Origin of the sequence: Candidatus Palauibacter sp. (genome assembly GCF_965261555.1) — a bacterium.
Lineage (GTDB): Bacteria > Gemmatimonadota > Gemmatimonadetes > Palauibacterales > Palauibacteraceae > Palauibacter.
In genome coordinates this window covers 2,041,913-2,055,383 of record NZ_OZ253465.1, presented here as the reverse complement: position 1 = coordinate 2,055,383, position 13,471 = coordinate 2,041,913, and the positions used below count along the sequence as shown (strand labels likewise).

Annotated in this window: 13 protein-coding genes and 1 pseudogene; 3 read left to right on the top strand and 11 right to left on the bottom strand. The window is 68.3% G+C overall.

Annotation, left to right across the window (positions count from 1 at the left end):
* Positions 1–62 precede the first annotated feature (62 nt).
* From ACQY5G_RS08905 to ACQY5G_RS08875, 7 genes and pseudogenes are all read right to left on the bottom strand, one after another.
* Positions 63–2,081: a penicillin-binding transpeptidase domain-containing protein gene (locus tag ACQY5G_RS08905; protein ID WP_428103926.1), complete on the bottom strand. Its 2,019-nt coding sequence runs from the start codon at positions 2,079–2,081 to the stop codon at positions 63–65.
* Positions 2,078–2,383: a hypothetical protein gene (locus ACQY5G_RS08900; RefSeq protein ID WP_428103924.1), complete on the bottom strand. Its 306-nt coding sequence runs from the start codon at positions 2,381–2,383 to the stop codon at positions 2,078–2,080. The genes ACQY5G_RS08905 and ACQY5G_RS08900 overlap by 4 nt, the downstream gene beginning before the upstream one ends.
* A gap of 53 nt (positions 2,384–2,436) precedes the next feature.
* Positions 2,437–3,399: a 16S rRNA (cytosine(1402)-N(4))-methyltransferase RsmH gene (gene rsmH / locus ACQY5G_RS08895; RefSeq protein WP_428103922.1), complete on the bottom strand. Its 963-nt coding sequence runs from the start codon at positions 3,397–3,399 to the stop codon at positions 2,437–2,439.
* A gap of 49 nt (positions 3,400–3,448) precedes the next feature.
* Positions 3,449–3,595 (bottom strand): hypothetical protein, encoded by a 147-nt coding sequence (locus tag ACQY5G_RS08890; RefSeq protein ID WP_428278673.1) that lies wholly within the window; start codon positions 3,593–3,595, stop codon positions 3,449–3,451.
* A gap of 144 nt (positions 3,596–3,739) precedes the next feature.
* A pseudogene (locus ACQY5G_RS08885) lies at positions 3,740–3,934 on the bottom strand (MraZ N-terminal domain-containing protein); the annotation flags it as partial.
* A 157-nt stretch (positions 3,935–4,091) separates the two neighbouring features.
* Complete coding sequence (locus tag ACQY5G_RS08880) at positions 4,092–5,879, bottom strand: tetratricopeptide repeat protein (RefSeq protein WP_428103920.1); 1,788 nt, start codon at positions 5,877–5,879, stop codon at positions 4,092–4,094.
* 142 nt (positions 5,880–6,021) lie between these two features.
* Complete coding sequence (locus tag ACQY5G_RS08875) at positions 6,022–6,489, bottom strand: SRPBCC family protein (RefSeq protein WP_428103918.1); 468 nt, start codon at positions 6,487–6,489, stop codon at positions 6,022–6,024.
* Positions 6,490–6,663: 174 nt separating this feature from the next.
* Between ACQY5G_RS08875 and ACQY5G_RS08870 the strand changes: the two genes are divergently transcribed.
* On the top strand, positions 6,664–7,548 hold the full coding sequence (locus tag ACQY5G_RS08870; protein ID WP_428103916.1) for an AAA family ATPase: 885 nt from the start codon (positions 6,664–6,666) through the stop codon (positions 7,546–7,548).
* Positions 7,545–8,684: a vWA domain-containing protein gene (locus ACQY5G_RS08865; protein ID WP_428103914.1), complete on the top strand. Its 1,140-nt coding sequence runs from the start codon at positions 7,545–7,547 to the stop codon at positions 8,682–8,684. The genes ACQY5G_RS08870 and ACQY5G_RS08865 overlap by 4 nt, the downstream gene beginning before the upstream one ends.
* A gap of 78 nt (positions 8,685–8,762) precedes the next feature.
* Here ACQY5G_RS08865 and ACQY5G_RS08860 read toward each other — a convergent pair whose 3' ends face one another.
* Positions 8,763–9,056: an HU family DNA-binding protein gene (locus ACQY5G_RS08860; RefSeq protein ID WP_428103912.1), complete on the bottom strand. Its 294-nt coding sequence runs from the start codon at positions 9,054–9,056 to the stop codon at positions 8,763–8,765.
* 111 nt (positions 9,057–9,167) lie between these two features.
* Positions 9,168–9,488, bottom strand: a complete 321-nt coding sequence (locus tag ACQY5G_RS08855) for a hypothetical protein (protein WP_428103910.1) — start codon at positions 9,486–9,488, stop codon at positions 9,168–9,170.
* Positions 9,489–9,611: 123 nt separating this feature from the next.
* Here ACQY5G_RS08855 and ACQY5G_RS08850 point away from each other — a divergent pair, with 123 nt between their 5' ends.
* The gene (locus tag ACQY5G_RS08850) at positions 9,612–10,715 is read left to right on the top strand and encodes a carboxylate-amine ligase (protein WP_428103908.1); all 1,104 of its coding nucleotides are present in this window, start codon (positions 9,612–9,614) and stop codon (positions 10,713–10,715) included.
* A gap of 33 nt (positions 10,716–10,748) precedes the next feature.
* Here the strand turns inward: ACQY5G_RS08850 and ACQY5G_RS08845 are convergent, their stop codons facing one another.
* Both ACQY5G_RS08845 and ACQY5G_RS08840 read right to left on the bottom strand, forming a co-directional pair.
* The gene (locus ACQY5G_RS08845) at positions 10,749–12,149 is read right to left on the bottom strand and encodes an aspartate aminotransferase family protein (protein WP_428103905.1); all 1,401 of its coding nucleotides are present in this window, start codon (positions 12,147–12,149) and stop codon (positions 10,749–10,751) included.
* Positions 12,146–13,453 (bottom strand): Zn-dependent hydrolase, encoded by a 1,308-nt coding sequence (locus ACQY5G_RS08840; RefSeq protein WP_428103902.1) that lies wholly within the window; start codon positions 13,451–13,453, stop codon positions 12,146–12,148. The genes ACQY5G_RS08845 and ACQY5G_RS08840 overlap by 4 nt, the downstream gene beginning before the upstream one ends.
* Between the last annotated feature and the right edge of the window lie 18 nt (positions 13,454–13,471).

The following is a 13,471-nucleotide window of genomic DNA, read 5'->3' as shown; positions in this document are numbered from 1 at the left end:
TTCTACGTTCGCTCCTCTTTCCCCGGATCATCGCGCGAGGCCATCGCGCGAGGCCATCCCGGCTATCTCAGCACGACGGTCTCACCCCGAAGCAGCTCGCTCCCGGGCGCGGGGCTCTGTCCCGCGACGCTCCCCTGTCCGCGCCATTCCACGCGGAGGCCGAGCGCGTGCAGGCGCGCGGCCGCTGCCCGGGCGGACAATCCGGCCAGGTCCGGCAGGGCGACGACACCTCTGCTCGTGTCGATCCCGTCGGCCGTGCCGGCTGCGCCCGTGCCGCTGGAGGCGAAGATGACGGCGCCTTCCGGCGTGCCGGCCGCGGCGCCGGACCACGGCCGGGGACGGGCGTCGGAAACGACGAGACGCGGATCCACCTGCACGCCGTCGGCCGCGAGCGCCGCCTTGAGGGTCGCCTGGCTGGTGGGCGCCGCGATCGCGCCCCCGTAGTAGACCTCGCCCTGCGGATCTTCAAGTCGCGTGAGGATGACGAGTCGCGGGTCATCCGCCGGCGCGAAGCCGACGAAGGAGGCGCGGTGGCGTCCCGGTGCGTAGCGGCCGTTCACGGCGAGGCGGGCCGTTCCGGTCTTTCCGGCGACCGCGAACCGCGCCATGCTCGCGAGCGTTCCGGTTCCGTCCCGGACGACCTCCTCCAGCACGCCGCGAACCGCCGCCGCCACCTCCTCGGATATGACGCGCCGCACGGGGGTCGGGTCGAAGCGCCGCACCATGCGCCCGGACGGGTCCCGTATCTCTCTGACGAGGCTCGGCCGCATCAGCACGCCGCCGTTCGCGATGGCGCCGTAGGCCAGGGCGAGTTGCAGGGATGTGGCGGAGATCTCGTACCCCATCGCGAGCGAAGCGGGGCTGAGCGAGGTCCACGACTCGGGCCGGCTGAGGCGTCCCGGCGACTCCGAGAGATACTCCAGCTGCGTCCGCATGCCGAAACCGAAGTCGCGCAGGTAGCGATGCTGGACTGCCGGCGTCAGACGCGCGGACAGCTTCGCGGCCCCCACATTGCTCGATTTGGAGATGACCCGTCGCACGCTGAGCGTGTCGTAGCCGTAGACGTCCGTGATCACTCTCGAGCCGATCCGTAGCCTCCCGTCCTCCACATCCACGATCTCGTCCAGATCGACGACACCCTCGCTCAGGAGGGACGCGAGAAGGAACGGCTTCAGCGTGGAGCCGGGTTCGTAGGGATCGCTGAGACCTGAGATCTGGTCGACCGCTCCGTCGGTGCGTTCGCTCGCCAGCGCGAGAATCTCACCGGTACGCGGATCGAGGAGGACGATGTCGCCCCCGCTCGCCCCCGTCTTTGCGAGCGCGCGCGCGAGTTCGTTCTCGGCGATCCGCTGGAGCTCGGCGTCGAGCGTGAGCACGACGTCGTGTCCGGGCACCGCATCGATGACCTGTCCGCCGGGGGGACGGTACGCGTTGCGATGGCCATCGAGTCGAACCTCGGCGCGGCCGGGCTCGCCGACGAGCCAGAAGTCGAGATCGGCCTCGAGGCCCGTTCCGCCCTTGCCATCGGACCCCATGGCGCCGATGAGACGGCGGCCCATGCTGCGGGGGTATTCTCTCGCTGATCGGCTCTCGAAGTAGATCCCCTGCCCGATCGTCCGCTGCAGCCGCACGCGCTCTTCGTCGCTCACGTCGCTCGCGACGAGAGACCAGCCGCCCGTCGCTTCCGCGATGGCGCTTCGGCGCTCCGACGCCACGGGCACGACCGCGGCCACCGTCTCGATGGCCTCCGCCCGGTCGACACGCAGTTCGTTAACGGCGAGGAAAGCCTGGTAGCGTGTGTCCGGCGCCGCGAGGACGCGGCCGTGCCGATCCAGAATCCGCCCGCGCACCGCGGGCAACGACTCCCACTCCGCGCTCTGCGCAACCTGCCTCGCGCGATGCGCCTCGCTCTCGAGGATCTGGAGGTCGCCGAGACGCACGGCATAGGCCAGCGCGACGAGGGTGAACGCGACGCCCAGCGCACGATGCCGGATGCGCTGCGTCCGTGCGAGCGCCGCCTCCTGCGCATCGCCCGCAAGGCCCTCGAGCTGCGTCGTGCTGTGAATGCCGAAACGCGTCACCTGTCCGCTCCCCTGCCGGAGACGTCCACCTCTTCTTCAGCCGGCGAGGTTCCGGCGTCGACCTGCAGCAGTTGCTCTTCCGCTGCCCGCTGCAGCCCGAGCGCCTCCGCCTCGCGTTCGATCCGCGCCGGCGCCGCGAGTGAATCGACTCTCGTCCGCGCCGCGTCGATCCGGTCCGTGACGATCCGATCCTCCGCCTCGAGTCCTCGAAGTTCGGCCGTCAATCTCCGTCCCTCCTCGCCCCGGCGGACCACGCTCACCAGCGAAACTGCCAGCGCGATGACGGCCGTTGCGGCCGTCATCCACCGGATCAGGGTTCTGCGACGGATCCTCCGTACGCTCCCGCTCCAGTGGTTCATGCGCCGCCCGCCTGCTTGTCCGTCCCGCGCTTCTCCCACACCCGGAGTCGCGCACTGCGCGCCCGCGGATTCCCGCCGACCTCCTCGGCCGAGGGGCGCAGAGGCCGGCGCGTCAGCGTCCGCCCCAGCGACCTTCCCCGGCACCGGCACTCCGGGAGACCCGGAGGGCACCGGCAGTCGGCGGACCAGTCTCGGAAGGCGTCCTTCACCAACCGGTCCTCCAGCGAGTGGTACGAAAGCACCGCCAACCGCCCACCCGGAGCGAGCCGGCCCCGTATCCCTTCGAGCCCCTCGCTCAGCGCGGCCAACTCGTCGTTGACCGCGATCCGCAGAGCCTGGAACAGCCTGGCCTTCTGTTTCTCCCGCGCCGAACGACCCAGGACCGCCGACAACACGGCCACGAGGTCGTCGCTCGTGCTGAAGGGCCGGATCTTCCTCCGCCGCACCACCTCACGTGAGAGCGTCCGCCACCTACGCTCTTCCCCATCACGGAAGACCCGGCCCAACTCGCGTTCGTCCGCCCGATTCAACAGCTCGGCTGCGGACCATGTCGCGCGCGCCCTCTCGTCCATCCGCATGCGCAACGGCGTGCCCGGACGGAACGAAAAACCGCGCTCCTGCCTGTCGATCTGGTGCGACGAGACGCCCAGGTCCATCAGGGCTCCCGCCAGACCGTCCATCTCGTCGGCGAACCCGGGACGAGCCACGTTCCTGAAGTTCGCCCGTATCAGCTTCACCCGTTCGCCTGCAGAGGCGAGCCTCCGCCTCGCGGCCTCGATCGCCTCCGCATCCTGATCGATCCCGATCACGCGCACGGCCGACCCGGCTTCAAGCAGCCGGATCGCATGCCCCGCACCGCCGACCGTCGCATCCAGGAAGACGCCTCCGCACTCCGGGCGAAGCCACCGCAGCACCTCATCCGGCATGACCGGCGTGTGCTGAAACGTCTCCTCTGTCACTCCGTCGGCTTCCTCGACTCCCCCCACCGTGCCGTGATCGGAAAACCCGTCAGGCGAACACCGTCTCTATCAATCGGTCGAAGTCCTCGTCCGTCGCACTCGTAACCCGCTCGAACGTCTCCGGATTCCAGATCTGGACATGGCTGATCGCGCCGACGACCAGAGCTTCACTCCCGAGCGCGACCGCTTTTCTCATCCTCTCCGGTATCAGGATCCTTCCCTGCGCGTCCGGCGAGACCTGAACGGCGTCCGCCGTGATGCGAAGCAGCTGCGGGCGGAAATGCGGTTGCCGTCTCGACATCTCCCGGAGTTCGTCCTGCACGCCAGTCCAGGCGTCTTCCGGGTAGAGCGACAGCGCGTCGGGTTGCGTCTTGAGGAGGACGAACGGCTCCCGTTCCCGGCCCCTTCGAAAAGGCGCCGGTAGGCTGACCCGACCCTGCGAGTCGAGTTGATGTCGATAACTCCCCAGAAAGCCTGGCAAATCGTGCCTTCGACATTCTTCGAGGGTGTCCCTCCCAGAACGACCCGTTTCCACCCACCGGATTCCACCTTACGCACCCTGGTGATGGGTGTCAACCCCTTTTCTCCCCATTTCATACCATCGCCGCGCGAAAAAAAACGCCCGACCCGCAGCGAAGCGGGCCGGGCGCGAGGGTCTCGAGCATCAGGTTCCCATGGCGGGCGCCGCCGGGTTACGAGCGATCACAAGACTCCTCGATGATCGACTCCTGGCGGTACAATTGCTGATCGATCGCAACGCGGATCTGCTCCTGGTTGCCAGCCTGTACCGTACCCGCCTGCGCCAGGTGCGGACTCACGCGCTGGAAGGCGCCGAGGGCGGTGCGCGCCGGCGCGCAGGCCATGTCCGCTTCATTTCGGCTGTCGTAGGCGCTCCCCTGGAGGAAGTACCCGTACGCGAGGTAGAAGTGGATCTGCTGAGAGAGCTCCATGTTCTGGACGAATTCCGTGGCAACGTCCAGCAGTTCGAGTGCCGCATTGAGCTCGCCCAGGTCGATCGAGCCATACTCGACTCTGGTTTGCGCCAAATAGTAATTGTTGTATCCCAGGCTGAAGATCGCGTTGCCCACCTGGTTCGCATCCGCCCCGTTTTCCACCGCGGTGCGGAAGTCCGCGACCGCACCCTCGGTGTCACCGGTCTTCAGCTTGAGCGCTGCAAGGCGCTGCCGTCCGTTCGGCACGTCCGGGTCGTATGCAAGCGCCTGCTCCAGCTCCGCCACGCCCATGGCCGGATTCTCCATCCGATCATAGATCGTTGCGCGTGAAGAGTGCACCTGCGCGAGCAGCTCCTCGCGGGACATCTCGCCCTCGCCGTTGCCGTCCGAACCGGAGATCGATTCGAGCGCCCGGTCCGAGAAGGCGAGCGCGTCGTCGTACTCCTCAATGAGCATGTACGCGTTCGTCGCGTTGGAGAGCGTCGAGGGGGTCACGGCGTCGCCCTGCAGCGCGACCAGCTTGTCGGACGTCTCGACAGCCACGCGGAGCATCGCCACATCGGTGACCTCGCCCGCCGTCTGTCCGGCCTCAAGCGACGCCCCCGTCAGGTACTCGAGGAGGTCCACGTTGTCCGGCGCGCGCTCCACGCCGTCCTGAAGGAGTTGCACGGTCTCGGCCCAGCGCCCGGCCTGCGTCAGCTCGTAGGCGATCCGCAGCCGCTTCTCGACGTCGTCGGGCCGGAAGTCGAGATACTGCTGGTAGTAGCGAAGCGACGCGGCGCCGTCGCCCAGCTGGGCGTACGTGAACGCGAGCGATTCGAGGGCGTCGGTGTCCGACGCGTTGTTGTCGACGACGCGTTGCAGGTCGACGACCGCATCGCCCCACGCCTCGTTGAGCATGTGTGCGCGACCGCGCAGATAGTGTGCCCGGTCGCTGTCGGGGTTCAGCGCCAGGGCTGCGTTGCAGTTGGAGATCGCGTCCATGGGCTGTTCCGAAGCGAGGTAGTCGCCGCAGAAGGCGAGCGAACGGAGGTAGTCGACGCCCTGCCCGAGCTGCCCCACGATCTGGGCGGCCGCCTCCTCGTGGGAGTCGTCGTCCGCCACCGTGAACGGCTCCATCGGGAGTTCGTCCCCGCTCCGGGGCTCGACGAAGGTGACGTCGACCTCAACCCCTCCGGCGGCCGTGACCGCCGTCCCGGTCATGACGAGGGCGGCATTCATCTGCATCCCCAGCTGCCGCCAGTCGATCGGGGTCATCGTTCTCTCGTCGAGATCGAAGTCGTCGATCAGATCGCGGGCATCATCGCGTTCGATCGCGATGTAGCCGGGGAAGATCCTGAGCGCATCCCGGATTTCCTCGGCGATGCGCTCCCCGAAACGGCGGTCGACCGGCTCCGTCGCCGTGACGGGCGCGACCAGGATCAGCAGGTCGCTCGTCTGCGCTTCGAGCGCCCGAGGCGCCGCCGGAAGGGAGAGGACGGCGACCCCGGCCGCCACCCACGGGAGAATGTTCCGCGTGCTTCTCATCGAGTACCTCGAACGGTTCGTGCAACAGACAGCGCACGGATCACAGGGCCGTGCGACACACCAAAACCGGCATCACTTCGAAACAAGGGTATCAAGGTCGATTAATGCAAGCCGCCGCCGCGCGCAAGTCGTGATCCGCGGATCACTGCGCGAGCTTCTCACGCACACAGCCCGTGAAGCGATTGAACATAACATTCGACACCGATTGAATCACGCCGCCGCGCCCGAACGACGCAAGCCGTCCGGTCAGCGCGATGGACTGCGACACCCATATCCGGGTTCCTCCGACCCCTTCCTCTTCTACAGACTGGAGATGGCTCAACATCGTCATTCTCACGTTGCCACTGCCCCGTCGATCCCGCCCCTCTCCCGTCATCTTCATGTGATGGCGTTGGGCATCGAGTTCGTCGAAGCGGATCTCGCCCAGGAAGCGGGTCCCGATGGGGCCGAGCTTGAGCCCGATCTCGCCGCGGTACGTACGCTCGTCAACGGCCTCGAGCAGCGTCGCGCCCGGCAGGCACTCGACGATGCGCTCGGGATCCGTCAGGAAGCTCCAGACCTCATCCACGGTCTGCGGAACCTCGAAACTCTTTTCTATCTCGATCGCCATCGTCGTTCCTCGGGCGTTTGCGTCTGTCGCGGAGCGGAGCCGGACGGGGACGGATCACGGTCGGGCGTGGTCTCCGGGGGAGCGGTTATATTGCCGGGAGCGGCTCTACCGCGGATCGGCTTCCACCGGAAGCTGAGATTGCCGCGTCGCACCCGCAACCGGGAGGTCGTCGCCTTGCAACCGGACATCGCGAAGATCATCGAGGAACTCGAGGCGGTGGGCTACATCGCCGACCGGGGGATCGCGACGGCGGTCCATCTCGGCCTCGCCATGGAGAAGCCGCTCCTCGTCGAGGGGGCCGCCGGCGTCGGCAAGACCGAGATCGCCAAGGCGGTCGCCACGTGGCTCGAGGCGGAACTCATCCGTCTCCAGTGCTACGAGGGGCTCGACCTTCCCACGGCCCTCTACGAGTGGAACTACCAGAAGCAGCTCCTCCACATCCGCCTGCAGGACGGCGACCGCGATGCCGAGGCGGTCCAGCGCACGATCTTCGGCCCGGAGTTCCTTCTCGAGCGGCCCCTCCTGCGCGCGATTCGCTGCGAGACGCGTCCGGTCCTTCTCATCGACGAGGTGGACCGGGCGGACGAGGAGTTCGAGGCGTTCCTGCTCGAGTTGCTGTCGGACTTCCAGGTCTCGATCCCGGAGCTGGGCACGGTCGAGGCCCGGACGCGGCCCGTCGTCGTACTCACCTCGAACGGGACGCGCGAGCTGTCCGACGCGCTGCGGCGGCGCTGCCTCTATCTGTGGATCGATTATCCCGAGCCGGCGCGGGAGGTCGAGATTCTGCGGCGGCGGCGCCCGGACATCGCGGCCGCCCGGGCGCGGGAGGCCGTGAAGCTGGCCCAGCGGCTGCGGCGCGAGCGGCTCGCAAAGCCCCCCGGCGTGGCGGAGACGCTGGACTTCGCCGCGGCCCTCGAGCACCTGGGGCCGGGCCCGCTGCGCCCGGCGGCGGCGCGCGACGCGATCGGGGCGCTCGTGAAGGACCCGAACGACCTGGCCGGGCTGACGGAGGAGCGGCTGGGGGAACTGCTCGCCTCATCGGGGGACGGCGGGAGTTGACGCCGGAGCGCGTCGTCGACCTGAGCCGGCGACTGCGCGGCGAAGGGGTGGCCTGCGCGCTTTCAGAGTCCACGACGGCCGTCGCCGCGCTTCCGCACATCGATACGGAAGATGTGGAGGACGTGAGAGCGGGCCTCCGCGCGGCATTCTGCTCGAGTGCCGCGGACCTCGAGGTCTTCGAGCGCTGCTTCCCCGCGTGGTGGCGGGGAGTACAGCCGTCATCCGCCGTCGAGGATCTCCTCTCGAAGGCCGCGCGGGACCGGGGGGCTCGCCAGCCGGCCGGCACGCCTTCCGGGCCGGACGGGCCGCCGCCGATGGCTCGCGACGATCTCGGCGAGGACGTTCGCGACGAGCCGAACTCCGCGGAGCGCCCGATCGGCGCCGTCTACAGCGCCGCCCACTCGCTCGCGCGGCGCTCCTTCGCCTCGATCGGCGACGAGGAGCTGCGCGAGGTCGACGCCTGGCTCGAGCGGCTGATGGTGCGGCTGTCCACACGACGCAGCCGCCGACTCGAGCCCGGCGGCCGCCGGGGACCGATCGACGTCCGGAGAACGCTGAGATCGCTCGTCGCGCACGAGGGCGAACTCGTTCGGCTGGCGCGGCGACGGCGACGGCACGTACCGCCGCAACTCGTCGTCCTGTGCGACGTGAGCGGCTCGATGGAGCGCTACAGCCGCTTCCTGCTGCGTTTCCTATTGGGGTGCGGGCGCGCGCGAGACATCCAGACCTTCGCCTTCAGCACACGCCTCACGCACCTCACGCCCTGGCTGGCCGGCGAAGAGATCGATCCCGCGCTGGACCGTCTGCGGGCGCGCGGCTGGTCGAGCGGGACGCGGATCGGCGAGTGCCTGGAGACGTTCGTGACCCGCCACGGCCGGCGGATGCTCGGTCGGCGGACGCTCGTGATCATCCTCTCCGACGGACTCGACCAGGGCGAGGTGGAACCCCTCCGGCGCGCCATGGGCTGGATTCAGCGGCGGGCGCGCCGGGTCATCTGGCTCAATCCCCTCCTCGAGAGTTCGCGCTACGCGCCCGAGGCCCGGGGCATGCGCACCGCGCTCCCGTTCGTGGACTACTTCCAGTCGGGACACAGCCTCGAAGCGCTGAGGACGCTCCCGGGGCTGCTCAGGTTGTGACGGAAGAACGAAGAGACGGAGATCGAAAGTGATCGCGACGGGACCCGGCGGACTCCGGATCCCGTCGCGATAACCGATCTAGGCTCGGACGCGGTCCTTGAGCCCCTTGCCCGCCTTGAAGGTGGGAACGTTCATGGCCGCAATCTGAATCGACTGGCCGGTCTGCGGGTTCCGACCCATGCGCGCCTTGCGGTGCCGGGTGCCGAACGTGCCGAAGCCGGTGACCGTGAAGTCGCGGCCGGCGTCAAGCTCGCCTGCGATGATCCCTTTGCCCGAATCCGTCGAGAAAATGCAGTCGATCACATCCCTGGCGCTGGCTTTGCTCAGGCCGGCCTGTGAGGCGAGCTTCGCCGCGAAATCGTCTTTGGTCATCCTGGGTTCTCCCTGTTGAAAGTAAGCTCCGACGAGCGATCCGGGCGCATAATTCGCCCGCCATCGCGGGATTGCAAGTGTGGCGCTCGATATCGCCCGCTGAAGGGCCTGCTAGTGAGCGTCCGCCGAGAACACTTTTCGCGTCATCGTGACGCCCGCGAGCTTGAAGACCACGTTCCCGATCCGGCCGAGCAGCATCGTCGGCAGGGCCGTGGGCACGACGGTCCCCCACACGGTGCGCAGGAATGCGCTCTCCCCGCCCAGGCCGCCGAGCGCGAGCCGCAGCACGGCGAAGATGCCGAGGAAAACGACGAAGTTGAGCAGAAGCCCCAGCACCTGGCGGCCGGGCGATCCGGTCTCCGCGTCGTAGAGGCCGCCGAAGAAGACCGCAGCCACAAGCCAGAAGATGCAGATTGCGAAGAGCCAGTCCATCAGTGGAGCCTCCGTGTCGGGAAACCGGGTCGGGTTGGGGACGGGGGAACATACATGGCCCCCGGCGATCCTCGAAAGTAGCTTGCCCCCGCGGCTTCGAAACGCTCTCCCGGAGAGGGTCACATGAAAGCGCCTTCACTCACGCTCGGGATCGAAGAGGAGTACCAGGTCGTCCATCCGGAGACCGGCGAACTCACGTCGTTCATCACCGAGATTCTCGAAGGTGATCCGGAGACGCGCGGGCAGATCCACCCGGAACTTCACCAGGCGTGCGTGGAGACGGCGAGCGAGGTCTGCCGGGATGTGGCGGAGGCGCGCGAGGAGGTCGTGCGCATGCGACGCCTCGTCAGCGGCACCGTCGCCGAGAAGGGGCTCGCCATCGTGGCCGCGGGGACGCACCCCTTCTCGACCTGGGAGCAGCAGGACATCACGCCGCTCGACCGTTACGTCGGACTGCGGGAGGATCTGCAGCAGGTCGCCGAACGGAACCTGATCTTCGGCACCCACATCCATGTGGGCATCGAGGATCGGGACTTCATGGTCGACGCGATGAACGTCTCGCGGTACTTCCTTCCGCACGTCCTCGCCCTCTCCACCAGTTCCCCCTTCTGGGAGGGGTCGAAGACGGGGCTTCATTCGTACCGAAGCATCATCTGGCGCAACTTTCCGCGCACGGGCATCCCGATGAGCTTCGGAGGCTGGAGCGAGTACAATCACTTCATCGAGACGATGGTCCGCTCGAACACGATCCCGGACCCGACGAAGATCTGGTGGGATGTGCGTCCCAACCACAAGTTCCCGACGCTCGAATTCCGCGTATGCGACATGTGCACGCGCGTGGAGGAGGTCGTGTGCATCGCCGCCATCTTCCAGGCGCTGGTTGCGAAACTCTGGAAGCTGCGGCGGGACAACCTCACCTTTCGCCTCTACCCCGAAGTCCTCCTCGCGGAGAACAAGTGGCGCGCCGCCCGGTACGGGCTGACGGGAAAGCTCATCGATTTCGGACGGCAGAGCGAGCACCCCGCCACCGACCTGATCGTCGAACTCATCGAGTGGTTCCTCGACGACGTGGTCGACGAACTCGGAACCCGCGCGGAGGTGGAATACGCGCTCCGGATCCTCAGGGAAGGGTCGAGTTCGCAGCGGCAGCTCGCCGTGTACGAGGAGACCGGCGACGTGCGGGCCGTGGTCCGGCACCTCATGGCGGAGACGCTCGAAGGGGTCTGAAGACGGCCCCCGCGCGCCGGCCGTGGGGTCCCATTACATCATGCCGAGATCCCTCGCCGTCCGATCGATGCCCGCCCGGGCCTTCGTCACGAGTTCGTCGACCTCGTCGCGCGTGATCGTGAGCGGCGGACTCGTGCAGATGACGTCGCGCATGGCGCGGAACACGACCCCTTCGTCGTAGAGGTGCTCGTGACAGAGGGCGCCCACCTCGCCCATGGGCTCGAACAGCTCCCGGGTCGTCTTGTCCTTCGAGAGTTCGACGCTGGCCACGAGTCCGACGCCCCGCACTTCGCCCACGAGCGGGTGATCGTTCAACTCCCTCAACCGCGCCTGGAAGTAGGGGCCGGTGTCCTCCCTCACCCGGTCGACGACGCCTTCCTCCCTCATGATCCGGAGATTCTCCAGCGCCACGGCGGCGGAGACCGGGTGCCCCGAATAGGTGTAGCCGTGCGGGATCACCCCGCCTTCGGCCAGGACGTCGAACACCGCATCGGTCATGAGCACGGCGGACATCGGCAGATAGCCGGACGTGAGTCCCTTGGCGATCGTCATGAGGTCGGCCTCGATCCCGAACTTCTCGGCGCCGAACCACTCGCCCGTGCGGCCGAAGCCGGTGATCACCTCGTCGCAGACCACAAGCACATCGTTCGCGCGGCAGATGCGCTGGATCTCGGGCCAGTAATTGTCCGGCGGCACGATGACGCCTCCGGCGCCGATGACGGGCTCGCCGATGAACGCCGCCACGCGATCCGCACCGAGTTCGGCGATCTTCTCCTCCACCGCCCGCGCCGCCCGCGCGCCGGTCTCTTCCGGCGTCTCGTCGGGCGCTCCCATGGCGAACCAGTACGGGGGCATCACGTGCTCGAAGCCGGGCAACGGCAGGTCGCCCACCGCGTGCATGGCCTCGAAACCGCCCAGACTGGCGGCGGCCATCGTGCTGCCGTGATACGCGTAGGTTCGGCTGATGAACGTCTTCTTTTCGGGTTTTCCGCGGAGGTCCCAGTACCGGCGGACGAGGCGGACGATGGTGTCGTTCGCCTCGGAACCGGAGCTCGAGAAGAAGGTGTGCGCGATCACGCCGGGCGTGAGTTCAGCGAGGACGCGCGACAGCTCGATCGTGGCCGGGGGCGCCGAACGGAAGAACGTGTTGTAGTAGGGGAGTTCGACCATCTGGTCGTACGCCGCCCTCGCAAGTTCCTCACGTCCGTAGCCGAGATTCACGCACCACAGACCGCCCATGCCGTCGAGGATGCGCCGGCCATCGGAGTCGATGAGGTGGCGGCCCTCAGCGCCCACGATCACCCGCGTCCCCTTCTCGGCGACGATCCGCGGGTCGATGAAGGGGTGGACGTGATGGCGTCGGTCGATGTCCTGCCATTGAGCCGTGGCGGTCCCGGCGGGGTTCGCCGTGGCGGGGTTCGTCGTGGCGGTCACGCGGCGCCTCCTGGTTGGTTTGTCGGCGCGGACAACATATCAGCCGGCGGCGGCTCCACGAGTCCGAGCGCCGCGTGCAGGAGGACGTTGGCGCCCGCCTCCGCCTGTGCGGGCGTGATGTTCTCCGCCTCGTTGTGGCTGATGCCGTCTTCGCAGGGGACGAAGATCATCCCCGTCGGCGCGATGTCGTTCGTGTGCACGGAATCATGGCCGGCGCCGGCCACGATCGGCATGGAGGAATAGCCGCAGAGATCCGCCGCCGCGCGGACCGCGTCGATGCACCGATCGGAAAACCGCACGGGAGGAGAGCGCCAGACGTCATCGAGCCGCCACGCCGCCCCGCGTTCGAGACAGGCGCGGTTCGCCGCCTCGCGCAGACCGTCTTCCATCTCGTCGAGGGTCGAGTCGTCGGGGTGACGGAGGTCCACGCTGACGGCGACCCGTCCGGGCACCGTGTTCCGCGACGCCGGCTCCGCGGCCAGAACCCCGAAGGTCAGCCGTCCGTGCGGCGCGAAATCGCGTTCGATGCGGCGATACGCGTCGACGAGAAACCGCCCGAACACGGCCACCGGATCCGTCCGCCGGGACAGCGGCGTCGACCCCGCGTGCGCCTCCTCGCCCACGATCGTCAGGTCGAACCAGCGGGCGCCCTGCACGCCGGTCACCACGCCGATCTCGCATCCGTTCTCCTCGAGAATCGGGCCCTGCTCGATGTGCAATTCGAGAGCGGCGGCGATCGGGCGGCCCCCGACGGCGAGCGGGCCGCGGCAGCCGATGCGGTCGATGGCGCCGGAGACCGTGACCCCGTCCGCGTCCGTCGCGCCGAGGGCGTCCGCGAGGGCAAAGCGGCCGGAAAACACGCCCGAGCCCATCATCGCGGGAGGAAAGCGGGCGCCCTCCTCGTTCGTCCAGTTTACGACTTCGATCGGACGAGCCGTCCGAACCCCGTGCTCCTCGAGCGTTTCCGCAACCTCCAGCGCCGCGAGGACGCCGAGCGGCCCGTCGAACCGTCCACCCGTCGGCTGGCTGTCGAGGTGACTCCCGAGCACGAGAGGGGGTCGGCCTTCGGCCGCGGCGCCGCCGGTCCCGTCCCGGCGGGCGAACATGTTGCCGATCCCGTCGACGGACACCGCGAGGCCCAGCGACTCGGCCCACCCGCGGAAGAGGTCGCGCGCCCGACGGTCCTCGTCGCTCAGGGCGAGGCGGTGGACGCCCCCGGCAGGAGTGGCGCCGATCCGCGCCAACTCCTCGAGGCGCCCCCAGAGTCGGTCTCCGTTCACCCGGAGTCCGGCGATCGCGGTCACCGTCCGGAACCCGCCAAT